Origin of the sequence: Microlunatus capsulatus (genome assembly GCF_017876495.1) — a bacterium.
GTDB lineage: Bacteria > Actinomycetota > Actinomycetes > Propionibacteriales > Propionibacteriaceae > Microlunatus > Microlunatus capsulatus.
Genome location: NZ_JAGIOB010000001.1, coordinates 893820 through 913225, shown reverse-complemented (window position 1 = coordinate 913225; position 19406 = coordinate 893820). Strand labels below are relative to the sequence as shown.

The following is a 19406-nucleotide window of genomic DNA, read 5'->3' as shown; positions in this document are numbered from 1 at the left end:
GCCGAACCCCCCGGGGCACCACATGCTAACGCCGGGCCGCCCCCCGCTGCGTCCGCCGACGCGCCCGCCGGACGCGGACGCTCGCGTGACCTCGACCCGTCCTCGGAGTGGTTACGATGCGCCTGCACTGTCCGGGGTTGTCGCCGCACGGGGGAGGCCTGCCCGACACGAGAACCGGAGTCCCACTCTTGCGCGTGCTCACCGTCCTCGACGCCTTCCGCCTGGGAGGCGCCGAGACCCTCATCGCCCAGCTCGGGCGGGTCGCCCCCGAGATGGGGCTGGAGCTCGACGTCCTCAGCCTGCACGGCCCCTCGGAGGAGCGCTCCAAGCTGGCCCCGCTGCTCGAGGAGGCGGGCCTGCGCCCCCGCTACCTCGGCGTGGACCGGACGCTGGACCCGCGCTCCTTCGTCCGGCTCGTCCAGGACGTCCGCCGGCGCCGGCCCGACGTCGTGCACGCCCACCTCGAGATGGCCATGACCCTCGCGCTGCCCGCCGCGCGGCTGGCCGGCGTGCCGGCGGTGGGGACGTTCCACCACGTGCACCGGCCGCTGACCGGCCGCGCCTCCGCCCGCGAGCGGCTCGCGCTGGAGGTCGCGACCCGCAGCCAGGCGGCGGTGTTCGTCTCCCAGGCCTCGCTGGTCTCGTTCCGCGACCGCTACCGTGCCGGCCGCGCCGTGCCGCGCAGCTGGCAGGTGGTGCACAACGGCGTCGACCTGGCCTACTTCAGCCCGCCGCCCGACGACGTCGCCGCCCTGCCCGCCGACCTCGGGCTGGCCGGGCGCCGGGTGGTGACGGTGCTGGCGGCGCTCCGCGACTTCAAGGGCATCGTGCACGTCGTGCGGGCCTGGCCGCGCGTCGTCGAGCGGCACCCCGAGGTCCGGCTGCTGCTGGTCGGCTCCGGGACCGAGGAGGCCTCCCTGCGGGCGGAGGTCGACCGGCTGGGGCTGGCGGGCTCCGTCGTCTTCGCGGGCATGCGCAGCGACGTCCCCGACGTCCTGCGCGGCTCCGAGCTCGTCGTGCTCCCCTCGATCTACGGCGAGAACCTGCCGACGGTGCTGATGGAGGCGGGCGGCTGCGCCCGGCCCGTCGTCGCCAGCGACGTCGGCGGCATCAGCGACATCGTGGCCGACGGGGAGACCGGGCTGCTGGTCCCGCCTGGCCAGCCCGACGCGCTCGGCGCCGCGGTCCTGCGGGTGCTGGACGACCCGGCCCTCGGCCGCCGCCTCGGCGAGGCGGGCCGGCTGCGGATGGAGGAGCGCTTCGACGCCCACCTGTGGGCGCGCAACCTCTGCGGGCTCTACGCGCGGGCCGCTGCGGCGGGCCCGCGGGGGACCGCCGCGTGACCGCCCGACCGCGGGTGGTCGTGGTGGCCGAGGCCGCCCCGATGCGTGGCGGCATCGCCACCTTCGCCGAGACCATCACCGCCGACCCGGGCCTGCGCGCCGAGTTCGACGTCGAGCTGCTGAACACCGCCCGGAGCGCGACCCGGGAGGGCGGCCGGGTCAGCCTGGAGAACGCCCGGGCCGCCCTCGTCGACGCCTGGCGCACCTACCGGGCCGCGCGGCACGCCGACGTCGTCCACCTCCAGCTGGTGGCCGACCCGGGTGCGCCGTCCCTCCGCGCCGCCGCCCTCCTCCTGGCCGGCTCCGCGGGCCGTGCGCGGCTGGTGGCGCACGTGCACTCGGCGGTCGGCAATGCCGGACGGCCCGAGCACGCCGCCTACGGGCGCCTCGACCGGTGGGCGCTGAGCGCGCTGCGCCGCGCCCAGCTGGTCTGCACCGTCTCCGACGTCGGCACCGCCCGGATGCGGCAGCTGGCCGGTCGGACCCCGGTGGTCACGGTCGACAACGCCGTGGCCGTGGACACCTTCGTCCCCACGCGGCCGGACCGGGTGCCGGCCACCGTGCTGTTCGTGGGGGTGGTCTGCCGGCGCAAGGGCACCCTCGAGCTCGCCCGGGCGTGCCGCGCGCTGCGCGAGCGGGGCGTGGAGGGCTGGCGCCTCGTCGTCGTCGGCGGGCAGGGCCCCACCCCCGAGCCCGAGTACCGCGAGATCGTCGAGGAGTTCGCCGCCGCCGGCCTGGCGGAGTCCCTGGTCGGCCCCGAGCACGGCGAGCAGGTGAAGCGGCGGCTGCAGGAGGCCGACGTGTTCGTGCTCCCCTCCTACCTGGAAGGACAACCCATCGCCATCATCGAGGCCATGGCCACCGGCGTGCCGGTGGTGGGCACCACCATCGGGGCCGTCCCCGACCTCATCCGGGACGGCGTCGACGGCCTCGTCGTCGAGCCGGGGGACGTGGACGCGCTGAGCGCCGCCCTCGAGTCCCTGGTCACCGACCCGGGGCGCCGCGTCGCGATGGGCGCCTCCGTGCGCCGGCGCGCCGAGGAGCGGCACGACCTCACCCAGCTGTCCGCCCGTCTCGCCGGCCTCTACCGGCAGGTGCTGGAGGACGGGCCGCGACCGGTCGGGGCCGGGACGGGGGCCGCCGCGTGAGCGCGACCGCGCGCCCGGGCTCGGCGCTGCGTCCCAGCGTCGTCGCCGGAGCGGTCCTCGCCCTGCTCGCCCTGGTGGTCGGCGTGCTGCTGGCGCTCGCCCAGGAGCGGGTCTGGACGGCGGAGTCGGTGGTGGTCGTGCTGCCGGCGGCCAGCCTGGACGACGCCACCTCGGCCGCCTACTACGAGACGATGAGCCGGGGCCAGATCGTGGCCACCTTCGCCGAGGTCGCCGACAACCTCCGCTTCGAGCAGCAGGCCGAGGACCGGCTGCAGCTCTCCGCCGCGCAGCGCGAGGCCGTCAGCACCGAGGTCACGGTGGTGCCCGACACGTCGGTGCTGCTGGTGCGGACCACCGCCGACGACGCCGGCACCGCCGAGCAGGTCGCCGACGCCACCACCACCCTGGCCTCGGAGTACCTCGCCGGTCTGTCGCGGCCCTACCGGACCGCGGTCGTGCACACGGCCGACGGCTCGGCCTACGCCTCGGGCACCTCGCCCCTCGTGCTCGTCGGCGCCGCCGTCGTGGTGGCCCTGGTCGGCGGGCTCGCCGTGCAGCAGGCGCTGTACCACCTGCTGGTGGCCGTCCGGGGACCCGGCGCGGCGGTCCGCCGTCGCGGCGCGGCGGCCACCGCCGTCGGCGACGGGACCGACCCGGACCCCGGTGACGCCGCGGCCCGGCGCCAGGCGTGAGCGCCCCGGACGCGGGGACCGGCGCCGGTGAGCCGCTGGTGGTCACCGTGGTGGAGTTCCTGCCCAGCGGCGGCATGTTCCAGTTCTCCTTCCAGTTCGCCGAGGCGCTGGCGAGGGCCGGTCACCGGGTCACGCTGCTGACCGGGCCCGACCCCGAGCTGCGCTCCGACCAGCCGGGGCTCACGGTGCGGGAGCTGCTGCCCACCTGGCACCCCAACGCCGTCGTCCCCGGCCCGCGCTGGCGGTCCCGGCTGCGCCGGGTCTGGCGGGCGGTGCTGCTGCTGGAGTCCTGGCGACGCGTGCTCGTCCACCTCCGGCGGGAGCGCCCGGACGTCGTCCAGTTCGGCGAGCTGCGCTACGCCCTGGACACCGCGGCCCTGCTGGTGGTCGCCCGCCTCGGCCGGGCCCGGGCCGTCGTCGACGTCGCCCACAACCCGCTGCCCTACGACGTGACCAGCGCCGACCAGGCCGTCGAGAAGCGCGGGCGGCTGACCGGGGCGCTGCTGGGCCGCGCGTACCGGGCCTGCGACCTGGTGCTGGTGCTGGGCGAGGGCCCGCGCAGCACCCTGCTGGAGCACTTCCCGGGCGTCCGCCGGACCGCGGTCTGCGGGCACGGCGACTACTCGTCGGTGATGACGGGCACCGACGACGTGCCGGCCCCCTCGACGGCGGGCCCGCGCGCCCTCTTCTTCGGCGCCTGGACCCGGTACAAGGACCTCCCGCTGCTGCTCGAGGCGTTCGGCCTGGTCCGGCGGGAGCTCCCCGCGGCCCGGCTCACGCTGGCCGGACCGGTGATGCCCGACGTCGACCTGGAGGCGGTGCGGTCGCAGGCCGAGCGGATCGGCCACGTCGACCTGCGGCCCGGCTACGTGCCCGTGGCCGACGTGCCCGGGCTCTTCGCCGAGCACCGGGTGGTGCTGTTCACCTACGCCACGGTCAACATCAGCGGCAGCATCCACATGGCCTACACCTTCGGCCGCCCCGTGGTCGCCACGGCCGTCGGCTCGATGGCCGACGCCGTCGAGGACGGCGTCACCGGTCTGCTGGCGGCGCCCGACGCGCCGTCGGTGGCCCGGGCGGTCGCGGCGGTGCTGGGCGACGACGAGCTCGCCGACCGGCTGGGCGCCGCCGCCGCGCGGCGCGGGGCCACCGGCGCGTCGTGGGACGCGGTGGTGGAGCGGGCGGAGGCCGGCTACCGGGCGGCCCTGGCCGCTCCGTAGGGACCGTGCCGCACGTCACCACCGTTCGCACGAGGTTCATCTCCGTTTCCTAGTTGAGCCGTCAACTGACTGATACCGTTGTCAGCGCTCGGGTGAGGGGACGACGGGGAGTCGTGCAGCCGGGCGAGAACGTGAGCCTTCGGGGGATGGCAGACATGGTTCGTGTGCTGGACGACGTCCGCACGTCGGGGACGACCTGGCGGTCGGCGGCCCTGGTGGCCGCCGACGTGGTCGCGCTGTACGCCGCCTCGGTGGCCGCGTACGAGCTGCGCGCGCTCGAGGACAAGCCGCTGCTGGAGTACGCGAGCATCGGCTCCTTCGCGGAGACGATGCTCGCGCTCGTCCCGGCCTGGGTGGTGCTGTTCGCCGCCTGCGGCCTCTACACCACGCGGCAGAGCTACGGCCGGGCCAGCGAGGTCGGGCGGCTGCTCGTCGCCGTCGGCCTCGGGGTCACCTCGCTGGTGCTCGTCGACTACTTCACCCTGGGCGCCCCGCTGTTCCCGGGCCGGAAGGTGCCGGTCTACGCGTTCCTGCTCGGCGTGGCCGCGGTGCTGCTGGGCCGCAGCCTGGTGCGGCTGGTCCTGCAGCAGGTCTACGCCCGCGACCGGGGGCTGCACAACGTCGCGGTCGTCGGCAGCGGACCGCTGGCCGAGCGGATCGTCGCCGAGCTGGGTCGGCCGGGCCGCGGGACCCGGGTGATCGCCGCCGTGTCGGTGCGCGACGCCGGCTCCCTGCTCCTCGGCCGGGTCCCGGTCTACTCCACCGTCGAGCAGGTGCTGCAGAGCCACCGGGTGCCCGTGCACGAGATCGTGCACGTGGACCCCGACGCCAGCCGGGACGAGGCCGCCCGGCTGATGGCGCTGGCCACCGCCCGGGGCATGGGGTACCGCTTCGTCCCGGACATGTACGGCGTCTTCGCCGCCGGCTCGGTGATGTCGACCGTCGCCGGGATCCCGCTGATGGAGGTGCGGCTCACGACCCTCGACGGCTGGGGTGCCGTGGGCAAGCGGCTGGTCGACGCGGTGGGCGCGGCCGTGGGGCTGTTCCTGCTCGCCCCCCTGTTCCTGGCCGTCGGGCTGGCGGTCAAGCTGACCGACCCGACCGGGCCGGTGTTCTACCGCCAGGAGCGGCTCGGCCGCGGCGGCCGGCCCATCGGGGTCCTCAAGTTCCGCACCATGCGCTGGGAGTACTCGACCGGCCCGGACCGGCCCTACCGGACCGCGGTCGAGGCCTTCGAGGCCATGGGCCGCGCGGACCTGGTCCCGGAGTTCCTCGTGGCGCAGAAGGTGGCCGACGACCCCCGGGTCTCCGGGCTCGGCGCCTTCCTGCGCCGCACCAGCCTCGACGAGCTGCCGCAGCTGGTGAACGCGCTCCGCGGCGACCTGAGCCTGGTGGGGCCGCGACCGATCACGGTCGGGGAGCTGGAGCGGTACGGCCCGCGGCGCGACAGCTTCCTCGCCCTGAAGCCCGGCATCACCGGCCTGTGGCAGGTGTCGGGCCGCAGCGACACCGGCTACGACGAGCGGGTGGCGCTCGACGTCTTCTACGTCGAGAACTGGAGCCACTGGCTCGACCTGTCGATCCTGGCCCGGACCGTGGTCACCGTCGCCGCGCGCCGCGGCGCCTACTGACCCGGCCGCGCGCCGCGGCGCCTACTGACCCGGCCGCGCGCCGCGGCGCCTACTGACCCGGCCGCGCGCCGCGGCGCCTACTGACCCGGCCGCGCGCCGCGGCGTTTACTGACCCGGGCGCGCGCCGCGGCGCCTACTGACCCGGGCGCGCGCCGCGGCGCCTACTGACCCGGGCGCGCGCCGCGGCGCCTACTGACCCGGCCGCCCGCCTGAGCCCGACCTCCGCGGGGACCCCGTCCGGAGGGGTGCGACGGGGGTGATCCTGAGCGCCCGCGAAGGCTCAGGGCGGGCTCAGGCCCGGGCGGGCCCAGCCTGGGCGAAGGCTTGGACGGCCCTGCTCGCGCGCCCAGGTGGCCCCGAGGTCGTCCGCCGAGGCTGATCGAGCCGGTCCGGAGGGACCGGCTCGATCCCCCTGGAGCAGACCATGAGCCTCGTCACCGCCCCGTCGGTCGTCACCGCCGTCGCCGCCCTCCCGTCCGTCCCCGGCCCGTCCGCCGTCCCCGCCCCGTCCGTCGCCGCCGGCCGGCGCGGGCTGGCCGCGCCGGCGCACCGCGTCCTCAAGCGCACGGTCGACCTGCTCGGCGCGGCGGCCGCGCTGCTCGTGCTGGGGCCCGTGCTGCTGGTCGTCGCCCTCGCGGTGAAGCTGGGCGACCCGGCCGGCCCCGTGCTCTACCGCCAGGCCCGCGTGGGCCGGGGCGGTCGTGCGGTCGGGGTGTGGAAGTTCCGCTCCATGACGTGGGCCTACTCGACCGGGCCCGACCGTCCCCACCAGACCGCCGCCGCCGCCTTCACGGCGATGGGCCGGGCGGACCTGGTCGAGGAGTTCGAGCGCGAGCAGAAGGTGGCCGACGACCCCCGCATCTCCCGGCTGGGCCGCGCCCTGCGCGCGAGCAGCCTGGACGAGCTGCCGCAGCTGGTGAACGTGCTGGTCGGCCAGCTGAGCCTGGTGGGTCCCCGGCCGGTCGTGCCGGCCGAGCTCGAGCGCTACGGCGACGCGGCCCGCCACTACCTCGCCGTCAAGCCCGGCATCACGGGGCTGTGGCAGGTCTCGGGTCGCAGCAACACCGGCTACGAGGAGCGCGTCCAGCTCGACGTCCGCTACGTGACGCAGTGGAACCCGCTGCTCGACCTCGTCATCGCGCTGCGGACGGTCCGGACGGTCCTCGCCCGCGAGGGGGCCGTCTGACCGGGCGGTCCCGCTGCGGGCGGCGAGGAGCGACGAGGGGTGCTCGTCGACCGGTGACGGACCGGTCGCGACCTGCGAGCATGACGTCGTCGGCACGACCCCGCGGGCTGCGGCCCCCAGCGCGAAGGACACCGTCATGACCACGAAGATCACCCTCGTCGTCGACAACCCGGCCGACCCCGACGCCTTCGAGCGGGCCTGGCCGGAGCTGGTCGCGGTCGCCCGCACCCTCCCCGCGCTGCAGCGCCTCGAGTCGGCGAAGGTGTGGCCGAAGGAGGACGGCACCCCGACCCCGGCGCACCGGACGCTGGACCTGTACTTCGACTCCTACGACGACGCCTCGGCGGCCGTCGCGACCGCCGCCGCCGGGGACTTCTTCGGCCGGCTCGGCGCCACCCGCACAGGCTTCACCGGGCTGTTCTCCGACGTCGAGGCCTAGCGGCCGCTCCTGACGGGCCGGAGACCCCGCGCGCGCGGCCGGGCCCGCCGGACGCCGTCGACCACGACGAGGACGACCGCGCTCAGCACCGCCCCGAGGAGGGCGCCGAGGCTGTTGGCCACGACGTCGGCGAAGGCACCCACCCGGGTGCCCGTGGCCGCCTGGTAGGACTCGACCAGCACCGTCAGGGCCACTCCGGCCAGGAACGCCGCGGACGGCCGGCGCAGCAGCAGCCCGAGGCACAGCCCGAACGGGACGAAGAGGGCCACGTTCGCCGGGCCGTCGGCCACCGCCCACGCGCCGAGGTCGGCGAGCGAGGGCGCGAGCGCCGTCCGCACCGCCGCCAGCGGGTCCGGCAGCAGGGTCAGCGTCGTCCAGCCCCGGGCCGGGGCCAGGGTCAGCCCGCCGATGCCGGCCACGGCGAGACCGGTCGCGAGCACCAGCAGCCGGCGTCGCGGCGCCGCGAGCGCGACGACGACGGCCAGCAGGCCGAGCGCGGCGACGGTCGCGACCGTTGAGGGGCTGGCCAGGAAGTGCTGCAGGTATCGATCGGGCAGCAGGTCGTCGAGGAGCACGCGCGGTTCCTTCGGGGAGGGTCGGTCGGGGTGGTGGGTCGTCCTCCACCGTGCCAGGCGGGGTGTGAAGGCGGCGTCAGGACGCCGGACCGGCCTCCGGCCGGTGCACGGGGAACGTCACCCGGATGCGGAGCCCGCCGTCGAGGCCGCGGCCCGCGCTGGTGGTCGCGTGGTGGGCGGCGGCGATCGCCCGGGTGATGGTGAGGCCCAGCCCGGCGCCGTCGGACTGGTCCAGCCGCTGCCCGCGCCCGCGCCGGAACGGCTCGAACAGCGCGTCGACGTCCTCGGCGGGCACCTGGGGACCGGTGTTGGCCACCGTCACCGCCCCGTCGCCGACGTGCACCTCCACCCGGCCGTCCTGCGGCAGGTTGTAGAGGACGGCGTTCTGGACGAGGTTGGTGACGAGCCGCTCGACGAGCACCCGCTCGCCGTCGACGGTGGTCGGCGCCGCGCTCAGCGTCAGCGTCACGCCGTGGGCGGCCGCCCGCTCGCCGAAGGCCTCGACGACCGAGGCCGCGACCTCGTCCAGCCGCAGCGGGGCGTGGCCGATCGGCACCTGCTCGGCCTCGGCGAGCACCAGCAGGCCCTCGACGAGGCGCTCGTTGCGCTCGTTGGTGGCGAGCAGCTGGCGGGTGAGGAGGTCGAGCTGGTCGCCGGTCAGCGGCTCGGCCAGGCTGACCTCGATGAGGGTGCGCTGGACGGCCAGCGGCGTCCGCAGCTCGTGCGAGGCGTTCGCGGCGAAGCGGCGCTGGTTGTCGTAGCCGGTGCTGATCCGGTCCATCAGCGCGTCCAGGGCCCGGCCCAGCCGGCCGAGGCTGTCGCGCCGACGTCCCCAGTCCAGCCGGTGCCCGAGGTTGGCCGGCCCCAGCCGCTGGACGACGCCGACCAGCTCCCCGACGGGGCGCAGGCACCAGCGGGCGACCAGCAGGCCCAGCGCGGCGACGGCGGCGAGCACGGCCAGCAGCACGAGGACGGGCAGCCGGTTCGGGTAGCGCACCAGCGTCGAGCACCAGCCGCCCGGCACCCCGCCGCCGGCGTCGGCCAGGCACGCCTCCCGCAGCTGCCCGAGCGTCGCGTCCAGTGGTCCGTACCCGGCCGCCACCAGGGCGCCGACCAGCACGGCGCCGGCCAGGCTCGCGCTGACCCGGGTCGTCGGGTTCACGTCGCCGGGCCGGCGGGGGAGCCGGCGGTCGTCGCGTCGACCACCGGCCCCAGCCGGTAGCCGCGGCGCAGCACGGTGTGCAGGACCGGGGGCTCGCCCAGCTTGCGGCGCAGCGTCATCACCGTGACCCGGACGGTGCCGGTGAAGGGGTCGGCGTTCTCGTCCCACGCCTTCTCGAGCAGCTCCTCGGTGCTGACGACCGCGCCGCGGGCGCGCAGCAGCACGTGCAGCACCTGGTACTCCTTCGGCGTCAGGCTCAGCAGCCGGCCGTCGCGCTGCACCGACGCCCGGCCGGGGTCCAGCACGATCCCGTCCTGGTCGAGCACGGCGGGACGGCCGCCGTCGACCGGCGGCCCAGGGCCTGCACCCGGGCGACCAGCTCGGCGAACGCGAACGGCTTGGTGAGGTAGTCGTCGGCGCCCAGGCTCAGCCCGTCCACCCGGTCGCGGATGCTCGCCGCCGCGGTGAGCATGAGCACCCGTGTCGGCAGCCCGTGCGCGTGCACGGCCCGGCACACCTCGTCCCCGCCGAGGCCGGGCAGGTCGCGGTCCAGGACGGCGACGTCGTAGGCGTTGACCGTCAGCCGCTCGAGCGCGTCGGTGCCGTCGTAGCAGACGTCGACCGCCATCTCGCGGCGGCGCAGCCCGACGGCGACGGTGTCGGCGAGCAGCCGCTCGTCGTCGACCACCAGGACCCGCACGGCGCTCCTCCCGTTCCCCGGCCCGCGACCCGGCAGCACGCGGGACGTCTCGGCAGGCTCTGAGTATCGCCGCCCGGACGTGAAGGCCACGTCAAGGACCGCGAGACGTCCGCCCGACACCGGTCACCCGACGGTGGTGCCGTGCCCCTCTCCCGTCGTGCCCGCCGGCTGCTGCCGGTCGCCTTCCTCCTCGCCGTCCTCCTGCTCTGCGCCGCCGCCCTCGTGGTGGGGACGCGGGCGCGGCTGCCCGTCCCCGGCACCGCCGACGACCCCGCCGCAGGCGCCCGCTGGCCGGCCGAGGGCCAGGCCGCCGTCGTGGTCGGCGACGGCCTGGTGCACGGGTCCGGGCACCAGCGGCCGGTCCCCGTGGCCAGCGTCACCAAGGTGATGACGGCCCTCGTCGTGCTGGAGCGGGAGCCGCTCGCCGTCGGCGAGGAGGGCCCGGTCCTCACGGTGACCGCCGCCGACGTGGCCGACGCCGACCGCCGCCGCGCGCGCTCGGAGTCGGTCGTCGGCCTCGGGGCCGGGGACCGGCTGACGCTGCGGAAGGCGCTGCTCGCCCTGCTGCTGCCCTCGGCCGGCGACGTCGCCCACCTGCTGGCCGTCCGCACTGCGGGCAGCGAGGAGGCGTTCGTCGAGCTGATGAACGCCCGCGCCCGCGAGCTGGGGCTGGGCTCGACCCGCTACGTCGACGCCAGCGGCTACGACCCGGGCTCGCGCAGCACGGCCCGCGACCAGGCGGTGCTGGCCCGGACCGCGCTGCAGGACCCGGCCTTCGCCTGGCTGGTGCGGCAGCGGGCGGTCACCCTGCCCACCGTCGGCCGGGTGGTGACGACCAACCGGCTGCTGGGCCGGTCCGGCTTCGTCGGGGTCAAGACGGGGTCGACGACGCCCGCCGGGGGCTGCGTCGTCGTCGCCGCGCACCGGCGGGTCGACGGCCGCGAGGTGCTGGTCGTCGGCGCGGTGCTGGGCCAGCGCGGCCCGGACCCGCTGGGCGTCGCCTTCGGCGAGGCCGAGCGGCTGGTCGACGCCGTCGCCGGTCCGGGGTCGTGAGCCCGGTGCCGGTCAGCGGCCGGTCGGGAAGGCGGTCCGCCGGGCGCCGGCGGCCACCGCGAGCGCGACGAGCGGCAGCGCGACCATGACCAGCGGCAGGGTGACGCCCGGGTCGCCGGTGATGAGCAGCGCGCCCAGCACCCCGCCGCCGAAGATGGCGAGGTTGAAGGCCACGCCGAGCATCGAGTTCGCGACGTCGGCGTTCTCCCCGCTCGCCTCGCTGACGGCCGTCTGCAGCTGGGTGGCGGCCCCGCCGTAGCCCAGCCCCCAGCAGACGAGGGCGGCCACGACGGCCGCCGTCGAGTGCTGGCCGACCAGCAGCACCACGCCGGCGGCGGTGAACAGGGCGATGCTGGCCAGCACGAGACGGCGGAGGACCCGGTCGACCAGCGCGGCCGTCACCGCGATCCCGCCCAGCGCGGCCACCCCGAAGACGACGAGGGCGACGTCGACGGGCAGCCCGACGTCGGCGGCGCGGAGGTAGGCCGACACGTAGGTGTAGACGGTGTTGTGGGCGACCATCCAGGTGAGGATCACGACGAGCACCAGCGCGACGCCGGGCAGCAGCAGCACCCGCCCGACGGGCAGGTGGGAGGCGGCCGGCTGGCCCGGGGCGTCGGGGACGAGGGTGACGGCCAGCACCAGGGTGAGCGCCATCAGCACCGAGAGCGTGCCGAACGACCAGCGCCAGTCGACGGTGCGGCCCAGCCAGGAGCCGAACGGGGTGCCGACGGCGAGGCCGACCGGGGTGCCGAGCGAGGCGACCGCCAGCGCCCGGCCGGCCAGCGTCGGCGGGGTGATCCGGCGCGCGTAGCCGGCGAGCATCCCCCAGAGCAGCCCGGAGAAGGCGCCGGCGAGGAGCCGCACGACCAGGGCGGAGCCGATGCCGCCCGCCAGGGCGGTGGCCGTGTTCACCACGAGGAAGCCGGCGATGCCGACCAGCAGCACCGGCTTGCGGCGGAGTCCCCGGGTGGCGGCGACCAGCGGGATCGTCGCGACGACGGTGCCGAGCGCGTAGGCGCTGACGAGCTGCCCCGCGGCGCCCTCGGTGGTGCCCAGCCCGGCCGCGACCTGCGGCAGGAGCCCGGCGGGCATCGTCTCGGTGGTGATGAGCAGGAACCCCATCAGCGCCATCACCAGCAGCGCGGCCCAGGGGAGCCGCTCGGTGCTGGCGGGCGCGTGGCCGGGTGACGGGCTGGTGGTGCTGCTCACGGGGGGTCCTCAGGTCGTCGGCTAGGTGGGCGCCCGGTCAGGGGGACGGGTCAGGGGTGCGCCCCGGACGCCCGGTGTCCACCTCACCCCGTCGGACGCCGTCGGGGAAGGCCCTGCCGTGAGGTGTCCTGGCAGGGCGTCCCCGGGAACCCAGCGCTCGATCCCCGTTCGGGGCCCGGGGAGGCGCTGCCGGGTCATCGAGCGCTGGTTTCCCGGGGCGCGACCACCGTGCCGCCTCCCGGGGTCGCCGCCGACGAGGGCGTGTGAGGAGATGGACCCCCGACCCGCAGCCCGCGGTGGCCGCCGGACGCCGACCGGACGGACCGCGGACGCCCTGAGCCCGAGACGACGGAGACCCCATGCAGCCCGTGCCGCACCTCGACCACCTCGACCACGCAACGGCCTGGCGGCTCGGCTCGGCCCTCGTCGAGCGCGCCCAGCAGGAGCGGCTCGGCGTCACCGTCGCGATCTGGCTGGGGGAGCAGCGGGTCTTCCACGCGGCCCTGCCCGGCACCAGCGCCGACAACGACCGGTGGGTCGAGCGCAAGGCCCGCGTCGTCCGGCACTTCGGCGTCTCCTCGGCCGAGGTGCACGCCACCTACGCCGGTGACGACCCGGAGCGCTTCCTCCGCCTGTTCGCCCTGCCCGTCGAGCTGTACTTCCCGGCCGCGGGAGCGGTCCCGCTGGTCGTGGGCGGCGCGGTGGCGGGGGTCCTGGCGGTCTCCGGCCTGTCGGGGGAGGAGGACCACGACCTGGCCGTCGACGCTCTCCGCGGGCTCGGCGCCACCGATCGTGGTGCTCCGGAAGGTCATTCCGCGGAATGAAGTTCGTCCGGTGCTCCTTGGGACGGGCATGGAGTTCTTCGACGCGCTGGTGCGCTACGAGGTCGGGCTGTGGGACGCGGTGGACCGCGACCTGGCCCGGCACGGACAGGTGGGTCTCGCGACGTTGCACGCGTTGCGCGTCGTGGGCCGCTACGACGGGCGGGCGCGGGTCCAGGACCTGAGCGACGACATCGGGATCACCGTCGGGGCGGCGAGCAAGTTCGTCGACCGGCTGGAGCGCGACGGGCTGGTCGCCCGCAGCGCCAACCCGGCCAACCGGCGCTCCTCCCTCGTCGGGCTCACCCCGCAGGGCCGGGCGGCGCTGGGCTCGGCGGCCGAGGTCGCCCGCACGGCGGTGGACCGGGCGCTCGGCGACGAGGACGTCGAACCGCTGACCCGGGCGCTGCACCGCTTGCAGGTACGGCTGAGCCCGGCGGGGGTGACCGCGTGAGCGCGACCATGCGGGCCGTCGTGGTGGACCGGCCCGGCCCGCCGGAGGTGCTGCAGCTCCGCGACCTGCCGGTCCCGGTCGCCGCGCCCGGGCAGGTCCTCGTCCGGGTCCGGGCCGCGGGCCTCAACCGCTCGGAGCTGCACTTCCGGCAGGGCCTGGGCAGCAGCGGCAGCTTTCCCCGGGTCCCCGGCCTCGAGGCCGTCGGCGAGGTCGTCGCGGCACCGGGCGGCGAGCTGGTGCCGGGCACCCGGGTCGCCGCCCTGATGGGCGGGATGGGCCGGGACCTCGACGGCGGCTACGCCGAGCACCTGCTGGTCCCGGTCTCCCAGGTCGTGCCCTTCACCAGCGACCTGCCGTGGGAGCAGCTGGGGGCGGTGCCCGAGATGCTGCAGACCGCCCACGGGTCGCTCGCCGTCGGCGTCCGGCCCGCGCCGGGCGACGCGCTGCTGGTCCGCGGCGCCACCTCCTCCGTCGGGCGGGCGCTGGTGGTGCTGGCGAAGCGGCAGGGCCTGACGGTCCACGCCACCACCCGGCGCCCGCAGGCCGCGGCGGAGCTGGAGGCGCTCGGGGCCGACCACGTCCTGGTCGACGACGGGGCCGTGGCGGAGCGGGTGCGCGAGCTCAGCGGCGGCGGCGTCGACGGGGCCGTCGAGCTGGTGGGCACCGACGTCCTGCGCGACACGCTCCGGGCGGTGCGGCCCGGGGGGACGGTCTGCTTCACCGGCATGCTCTCCGACCGGTGGACGATCGACCGCTTCTACCCGATGGACTGGCTGCCCAACGGGGTCCGGCTGACCGCCTACTCCGGTGAGGCGTCCGACCTGCCCGCCGCGGTCCTCCAGGAGTTCCTCGACGCGGTCGCGGCCGGCCGGGCGGCGATCCCGCTGGGGCGGGTCTACGGCCTGGACGACGTCGTGCAGGCGCACCGCGACATGGAGGCGGGCGGGGTCGGCGGCAAGGGCGTCCTGCTGACTTGAGACGGACGGCGGGCCGGGCGCTCAGGCCCGCTCGACGGTGACCTCGGTGCCGTCCGGGAGGTCGCCGACGGCGGTGATGTCGGTGGTGAAGCGGCCGAGGACGACGATGCCCGGGTGGTACCCGACGTCGCCGTGGTAGAGCACGAGGTCCTCGCCCGGCGCGTAGTAGCCCAGGGCGCCGACGTCGGGGTCGGAGCCGCGGGGAGCCCCCGCGGTCGTCAGCGCGAAGGGCAGCCGGCCGGTCTTCTCCACCCCGCCGAGGTCGTCGACGCGCAGCGTGACCGGGAGCCGCCCCGCCAGGTCCCGGGCCGTCGGGGTGTCGTCGAGCTCGGCGGCGAAGGCCGTCCCGCCGACGACCACCCGCACCGCCGTGACGCCCGGGGACCGGACCGACCCGGAGGGTGGTGGGCTCGTCGGCGCTGAGCTCGTGGATCCGGCGCTGCCGGGGGCGGGGCTGCTGGGGGTCGGGCTGCCGGGTGCGGCGCCGTCGGCGGGCGCGCCGCCGTCCGGGCCGGCCGCCGCGGAGCACGCCGCCGCGGCCACGAGCACCAGGAGGGCCAGCGGCGCCAGGATCGACGAGGCGAGGTGGGGGCGGCGGAGGGGCGGGCGTCCGGGGAGGGTCACGTCCCGACGCTAGGCCGGGCGGGACCGGGGAGGAACACCCTGCCGGGGCACGCCCCGGCAGGGTGCGGGCCCGCCGGCGCCGCTCAGAGGTCGGTCTGGGCCTCCAGCGCGTCGGGGTAGCGGGCGCCCTGGATCTCGATCCGGTCCGACGCGCCGGTGAGCCGCTCCAGCTCGTCGGCCTCGAGGACGAGGTCGGCCGCCGCGAGGTTCTCCTCGAGCCGGTGCCGCTTGGTCGTCCCGGGGATCGGGACCACCCACGGCGCCCGCGCGAGCAGCCAGGCCAGGGCGACCTGGCCGGGCGTGGCGCCCCGGTCCCCGGCGACGGCGCGGACCTCGTCGACGAGCGCGGTGTTGTGCTGCATCGCGGCGGGCGCGAACCGGGGGATGGTCGAGCGGATGTCGGCCCCGGGCTCGAAGGAGGTGCCCGGGTCGACGGTGCCGGTGAGAAATCCCTTGCCCAGCGGGCTGTAGGGGACGAAGCCGATGCCCAGCTCGGCGCAGACCTCCAGCACGCCCTCCTCGGGCCGGCGCCACCACAGCGAGTACTCGCTCTGCACGGCGGTCACGGGGTGCACGGCGTGCGCCCGGCGGATCGTCGCGGTGGCGGCCTCGGACAGCCCGAAGTGCTTCACCTTCCCGGCGGCGACGAGGTCGCCCACCGCCCCGGCGTACTCCTCGACCGGCACGTCGGGGTTGACGCGGTGCTGGTAGTAGAGGTCGACGACGTCGACCCCGAGCCGCCGGAGCGAGCCGTCCAGCGCCTGCGGCAGCTCGTCGGGGAGCAGCATCCGGCCGCGCGGGCGTCGCTCGACGGGGTCGACGTCCTGGGCGAACTTGGTCGCGATGGCGACCCGGCCGCGGAACGGCGCCAGGGCGGCGCCCACCAGCTCCTCGTTCGCGTGCGGGCCGTAGATCTCGGCCGTGTCGAAGAAGGTCACCCCGCGCTCGACGGCGGCGTGCAGCAGGTCGGTCATCGCCGCCGGGTCGGGGTGGACGCCGTAGGCGCCGGTGACCCCCATGCAGCCCAGCCCGAGGGCCGAGACCTCCAGACCGCTGGTTCCCAGGGCGCGCTGCTGCATCGGATCTCCTCCACGACGGGTCGGGCAGGGCCGGACGGCCGTCCCCGGGCCGGGCCGGGACGCACCCGGCCGGCCACCCGCGACCCTAGGACGGCCGCGGCCCGGGGTGGGATGCCCTGCGAGGGCGCCTCTCGCCCACGACCCGCGCCCGGTGGCGAACCCGGGTGGAGACACCCGGCGCCCTGTGTGGGCCGGCCCTCAGACCGCGAGGTAGTCCTCCTGCCGCTCCCGCACCAGCGAGACCACGCCCTCGTCGCAGGCGCCGTGGACCCTCAGCGCCACCTGCCACCGGGCGTTGAAGGCGAGGATCCACGCAGCGGCGCCGGCCGCGGCGCGCCGCTGGCGCCCCGACAGGACCTGCCCGCGCGCCTGCTCGTGGTCGGCCAGGAACGCCGCGACCTCCTCGGGGGTCGAGAGCCCGCCCCCGCCGGTCGCGCTGGAGGCGAAGCACGAGGCGGCGAAGCCGGCGACGACCGGCTCGGTGTCGGCGACCAGCTCCCAGTCGAACACCCCCACCAGCACGCCGTCGACGACGGCGGTGTTGCCGGCGTACCAGTCCGCGTGCCCGACGACGACGGCGTCGTCCCCGCGGTGGTCGAGCACCTGCTGCGCGGCCCGCCGTCCGAAGGCGTCCAGCCAGGCCTCGCCGGGCTCGGTGGTGCGGAGGTCGACCAGCGTGTCGTGCGGGACCGGCCACGGCCCTCCCCGGTAGCGGCACCAGGAGGGGCCGTCGCCGGCCGGTGCGACGAGGTCGGGCCGGGACCGCAGGACCGCGACGTGCCGGGCCAGGCCCTCGGCGAGCAGCCGGCGGACGACGGGGTCCCGGCCATCCGGCCGCGGCCCGACGACGAGGGTCTCGGCGGTCAGCACCCGGCCCTCCACCGTCTCGGGTCCCGCGAGCGGCCGGGGGCACGGGAAGCCGGCGGCGGCGAGCACCCGCTGCGCCTCGACCGCAGCGCCGACGGCCGCGAGGTCGACCGGGGGCCGGTGGGCCTTGACGACCACGGCCCGCCCGTCGGCCAGCTCCAGACCCCGGACCGCGTCGATGCGCCCCGCGCGGAAGCGGACCGCGGCGATGCCGCTCCCCAGCCTGGCCCGCAGCCACCGGTCCAGCGTCGCGTGCAGCGCGGCGGGGGTGACGTCGCCGTGCACCGCGCGCTCGGTGGCCGTCAGCGGGTCCGCCGCACCGGTCGGGTCGTCGGTCTGCACGGCCTCAGCATGGACCTCGCCCCGGTTCCCTACCCTGGGCCGGTGCCGCCGCCGACCTTCGTCCTCGTCCTCAACGGCTCCTACGGCGTCGGGAAGTCGGCCGTGCTGGACCACGTCGGCGACCTGTTGGTCGAGCAGGGCCGGCCCTTCAGCCTGATGGACGTCGACTGGTTCCACCGGTCGTGGCCGCCGGCGGCGGACGACCCCGACAACGTGCGCACCGAGGCCGAGGCGCTGGCGGCGGTCTGGCAGCAGCACCGCAGGGTCGGGCCCCGTCAGCCGGTGCTGGCCGGGGTGCTCGCCTCGAGCGCCGACCGCGAGCGCTACGCGAGGGTCTTCGGGCTGCCGGTGCGCTCGGTGCGGCTGGTCGCGAGCGGCGCGGTGACGGAGGGCCGGCTCCGCGGCCGGTACCCGCCGGAGCGGGCGCGGGCGCTGGAGTGGCACCTGGAGCGGCACGCCGAGCTCACGGCGCGGCTGGCCCGGGCCGACGGCGACGAGCTGGTCCTCGTGACGGACGCCCTGACCGCCGGGCAGGTCGCCGCGGCGACGCTGGCCCACGTCGGCCTGCTGCCCGCGGGTGCCACGACGGGCGGGCCGCTCAGCGGCGGCCCTCCGCGATGAGAGCGGCGAGCTCGTAGGCCTGCCGCTCCCGCGACGTCGTCATCGGGTCGGCCCGGCCGGCCGCCCGGATCCGGGCGGCGACGCCGGCGCGGACCTCCTGCTCGGCGCGTCGACGGTCGTCGCCGACGCCGTAGTCGAAGTCGCGGGCGGCCGCTCCGGCGGCGGTGCTCCACAGGGCGGTGCTCGGTCGGGACTCCACGGCTGCTCCTCGGGGACGGTGCCGGGCTCCCCGCCCGGACCTCCTCAGGCTCGGCCGGGCCGCTCTGGCGACGCTCCGGGTCGGCGCAGCGAGGCCCGAGGACTTCCTCAGGACGCCGGGACGGCCTGCGTCGCGGCCCAGGAGGCCAGCAGCAGCAGGGCCTCCGCGGTGGCGCTGGCCGGCTCGGCCGCGTAGATCGTCAGCGTCAGGCCCGGCTCGGAGACCATGTCGACGCTCTCGTAGGCGAGGTCCAGGGTGCCCACCACTGGGTGGTGGAAGCTCTTGCTCCCCGCGCCGTGGAGCCGCACGTCGTGCCGTCCCCAGCGGCGGCGGAAGTCCTCGGACCGGGTGGAGAGCTCCCCGACCAGGTCGTGCAGGGCGCCGTCGTGCGGGTCGCGGCCCGCCTCGGTGCGCAGGATGGCCACGGCCGTGTCCGCGGCGGTGTCCCAGTCCGGGTAGAAGAGCCGCGCGTCCTCGTCGAGGAAGGTGAAGCGGGCGAAGTTCGGCGGTCCCGCGGGCGTCCGCTCGTAGAGCGGCGCGTGCATGGCACGGCCGAGGTGGTTGGTGGCGAGCAGGTCCATCCGGCCGTTGCGGACGAGGGCGGGCCCGGAGGTGATGGTGTCGAGGACCCACTGCAGGCTCGGCCGGGGCGTCCAGCGACGGGTCGGCCGTCGGCGCCGGCGCAGCGCGCTGCTGCCGTCGGCGGCATGGGCCAGGTCGAAGAGGTGGGTGCGCTCCGCGTCGTCCAGCTGCAGCGCGCGGGCGACGGCGTCCAGGACCGAGGTGGAGGCCCCCGCGAGGGCGCCGCGCTCCAGCCGGGCGTAGTACTCGACGCTGACCCCGGCCAGCGCGGCCACCTCGCCGCGACGGAGCCCGGGGACGCGGCGGGTGCCGACGTCGGGCACGCCCGCCTGCTGCGGGGAGATCTTGGCCCGGCGGGTGGTGAGGAACTCGCGGACCTCGGCGCGGTTGTCCATGCCGTCGACCCTAGGGCGGCGCGACCGGGGGTGGGAGGCCCTGCTGGTGCACCTCAGCGGGGCCGGCGCGGGGGCCGGACCGGG

20 protein-coding genes and 1 pseudogene are annotated in these 19406 nt (G+C 76.8%); 12 read left to right on the top strand and 9 right to left on the bottom strand.

Going from position 1 to position 19406, the window contains the following annotated elements:
- Positions 1-194: 194 nt before the first annotated feature.
- From JOF54_RS04205 to JOF54_RS04175, 7 genes are all read left to right on the top strand, one after another.
- Positions 195-1343: a glycosyltransferase gene (locus tag JOF54_RS04205; protein ID WP_210053281.1), complete on the top strand. Its 1149-nt coding sequence runs from the start codon at positions 195-197 to the stop codon at positions 1341-1343.
- Positions 1340-2491: a glycosyltransferase family 4 protein gene (locus JOF54_RS21750; protein WP_210053279.1), complete on the top strand. Its 1152-nt coding sequence runs from the start codon at positions 1340-1342 to the stop codon at positions 2489-2491. The genes JOF54_RS04205 and JOF54_RS21750 overlap by 4 nt, the downstream gene beginning before the upstream one ends.
- Positions 2488-3183 carry a YveK family protein gene (locus tag JOF54_RS04195; RefSeq protein WP_210053278.1) on the top strand — a complete coding sequence of 232 codons (696 nt, stop codon included), beginning with the start codon at positions 2488-2490 and terminating at the stop codon, positions 3181-3183. The genes JOF54_RS21750 and JOF54_RS04195 overlap by 4 nt, the downstream gene beginning before the upstream one ends.
- Positions 3180-4403: a glycosyltransferase family 4 protein gene (locus JOF54_RS04190; RefSeq protein WP_210053276.1), complete on the top strand. Its 1224-nt coding sequence runs from the start codon at positions 3180-3182 to the stop codon at positions 4401-4403. Before JOF54_RS04195 ends, JOF54_RS04190 begins: the two co-directional genes overlap by 4 nt.
- A 155-nt stretch (positions 4404-4558) precedes the next feature.
- A complete protein-coding gene (locus JOF54_RS04185; protein ID WP_210053274.1) occupies positions 4559-6034 on the top strand; it encodes a sugar transferase in 1476 nt (491 codons plus the stop codon).
- A 424-nt stretch (positions 6035-6458) separates the two neighbouring features.
- The gene (locus JOF54_RS04180) at positions 6459-7220 is read left to right on the top strand and encodes a sugar transferase (RefSeq protein WP_210053272.1); all 762 of its coding nucleotides are present in this window, start codon (positions 6459-6461) and stop codon (positions 7218-7220) included.
- Between the two features lie 136 nt (positions 7221-7356).
- Entirely contained in the window at positions 7357-7659 is a 303-nt protein-coding gene (locus JOF54_RS04175; RefSeq protein WP_210053270.1) for an EthD domain-containing protein, read from the top strand.
- Here JOF54_RS04175 and JOF54_RS21745 read toward each other — a convergent pair.
- The 3 genes and pseudogenes from JOF54_RS21745 to JOF54_RS04160 all read right to left on the bottom strand — a co-directional run bounded on the left by JOF54_RS21745 (position 7656) and on the right by JOF54_RS04160 (position 10096).
- Positions 7656-8234: a VanZ family protein gene (locus JOF54_RS21745; RefSeq protein WP_210053268.1), complete on the bottom strand. Its 579-nt coding sequence runs from the start codon at positions 8232-8234 to the stop codon at positions 7656-7658. The two genes, JOF54_RS04175 and JOF54_RS21745, sit on opposite strands and share 4 nt — an antisense overlap.
- 76 nt (positions 8235-8310) lie before the next feature.
- On the bottom strand, positions 8311-9396 hold the full coding sequence (locus JOF54_RS04165) for a sensor histidine kinase (protein WP_210053266.1): 1086 nt from the start codon (positions 9394-9396) through the stop codon (positions 8311-8313).
- Positions 9393-10096, bottom strand: a pseudogene (locus tag JOF54_RS04160) (response regulator transcription factor). Before JOF54_RS04160 ends, JOF54_RS04165 begins: the two are co-directional and overlap by 4 nt.
- A 141-nt stretch (positions 10097-10237) precedes the next feature.
- Between JOF54_RS04160 and JOF54_RS04155 the strand changes: the two are divergent.
- Positions 10238-11149, top strand: a complete 912-nt coding sequence (locus JOF54_RS04155; RefSeq protein ID WP_210053264.1) for a D-alanyl-D-alanine carboxypeptidase family protein — start codon at positions 10238-10240, stop codon at positions 11147-11149.
- A gap of 12 nt (positions 11150-11161) precedes the next feature.
- On the opposite strand, the gene JOF54_RS04150 is transcribed toward JOF54_RS04155, so the two are convergent.
- Positions 11162-12361, bottom strand: coding sequence for an MFS transporter (locus tag JOF54_RS04150; RefSeq protein ID WP_210053262.1), 1200 nt, complete (start codon positions 12359-12361; stop codon positions 11162-11164).
- A 359-nt stretch (positions 12362-12720) separates the two neighbouring features.
- Here JOF54_RS04150 and JOF54_RS04145 point away from each other — a divergent pair, with 359 nt between their 5' ends.
- The 3 genes from JOF54_RS04145 to JOF54_RS04135 are packed head-to-tail and all read left to right on the top strand — an operon-like array spanning position 12721 to position 14613.
- Entirely contained in the window at positions 12721-13185 is a 465-nt protein-coding gene (locus JOF54_RS04145) for a heme-binding protein (RefSeq protein ID WP_210053240.1), read from the top strand.
- Positions 13186-13195: 10 nt separating this feature from the next.
- Positions 13196-13636, top strand: coding sequence for a MarR family winged helix-turn-helix transcriptional regulator (locus JOF54_RS04140; protein WP_210053238.1), 441 nt, complete (start codon positions 13196-13198; stop codon positions 13634-13636).
- The gene (locus JOF54_RS04135) at positions 13633-14613 is read left to right on the top strand and encodes a zinc-binding dehydrogenase (protein ID WP_210053236.1); all 981 of its coding nucleotides are present in this window, start codon (positions 13633-13635) and stop codon (positions 14611-14613) included. Before JOF54_RS04140 ends, JOF54_RS04135 begins: the two co-directional genes overlap by 4 nt.
- Before the next feature lie 21 nt (positions 14614-14634).
- Here the strand turns inward: JOF54_RS04135 and JOF54_RS04130 are convergent, their stop codons facing one another.
- The 3 genes from JOF54_RS04130 to JOF54_RS04120 form a co-directional block, all read right to left on the bottom strand.
- The gene (locus tag JOF54_RS04130) at positions 14635-15237 is read right to left on the bottom strand and encodes a cyclophilin-like fold protein (RefSeq protein ID WP_210053234.1); all 603 of its coding nucleotides are present in this window, start codon (positions 15235-15237) and stop codon (positions 14635-14637) included.
- An 83-nt stretch (positions 15238-15320) separates the two neighbouring features.
- On the bottom strand, positions 15321-16316 hold the full coding sequence (locus JOF54_RS04125) for an aldo/keto reductase (RefSeq protein WP_210053232.1): 996 nt from the start codon (positions 16314-16316) through the stop codon (positions 15321-15323).
- A 198-nt stretch (positions 16317-16514) separates the two neighbouring features.
- On the bottom strand, positions 16515-17525 hold the full coding sequence (locus JOF54_RS04120) for an aminoglycoside phosphotransferase/kinase family protein (RefSeq protein WP_210053229.1): 1011 nt from the start codon (positions 17523-17525) through the stop codon (positions 16515-16517).
- Positions 17526-17567: 42 nt separating this feature from the next.
- On the opposite strand from JOF54_RS04120, the gene JOF54_RS04115 reads away from it, so the two are divergent.
- Positions 17568-18146 carry a hypothetical protein gene (locus JOF54_RS04115; protein WP_210053227.1) on the top strand — a complete coding sequence of 193 codons (579 nt, stop codon included), beginning with the start codon at positions 17568-17570 and terminating at the stop codon, positions 18144-18146.
- Here the strand turns inward: JOF54_RS04115 and JOF54_RS04110 are convergent.
- Together JOF54_RS04110 and JOF54_RS04105 are read right to left on the bottom strand one after the other, a co-directional pair.
- Positions 18124-18345, bottom strand: coding sequence for a hypothetical protein (locus JOF54_RS04110; protein ID WP_210053225.1), 222 nt, complete (start codon positions 18343-18345; stop codon positions 18124-18126). The two genes, JOF54_RS04115 and JOF54_RS04110, sit on opposite strands and share 23 nt — an antisense overlap.
- 107 nt (positions 18346-18452) lie before the next feature.
- Positions 18453-19322: a helix-turn-helix transcriptional regulator gene (locus JOF54_RS04105; protein ID WP_210053223.1), complete on the bottom strand. Its 870-nt coding sequence runs from the start codon at positions 19320-19322 to the stop codon at positions 18453-18455.
- Positions 19323-19406 lie beyond the last annotated feature (84 nt).

What these genes read in the sequence shown, in the direction of transcription:
- JOF54_RS04180 (WP_210053272.1), top strand. Translation starts at nt 6,459, where the DNA reads ATGAGCCTCGTCACCGCCCCGTCGGTCGTCACCGCCGTCGCCGCCCTC.
- JOF54_RS04145 (WP_210053240.1), top strand. Translation starts at nt 12,721, where the DNA reads ATGCAGCCCGTGCCGCACCTCGACCACCTCGACCACGCAACGGCCTGG.
- JOF54_RS04125 (WP_210053232.1), bottom strand. Translation starts at nt 16,316, where the DNA reads ATGCAGCAGCGCGCCCTGGGAACCAGCGGTCTGGAGGTCTCGGCCCTC.
- JOF54_RS04105 (WP_210053223.1), bottom strand. Translation starts at nt 19,322, where the DNA reads ATGGACAACCGCGCCGAGGTCCGCGAGTTCCTCACCACCCGCCGGGCC.
- JOF54_RS04175 (WP_210053270.1), top strand. Translation starts at nt 7,357, where the DNA reads ATGACCACGAAGATCACCCTCGTCGTCGACAACCCGGCCGACCCCGAC.
- JOF54_RS04185 (WP_210053274.1), top strand. Translation starts at nt 4,559, where the DNA reads ATGGTTCGTGTGCTGGACGACGTCCGCACGTCGGGGACGACCTGGCGG.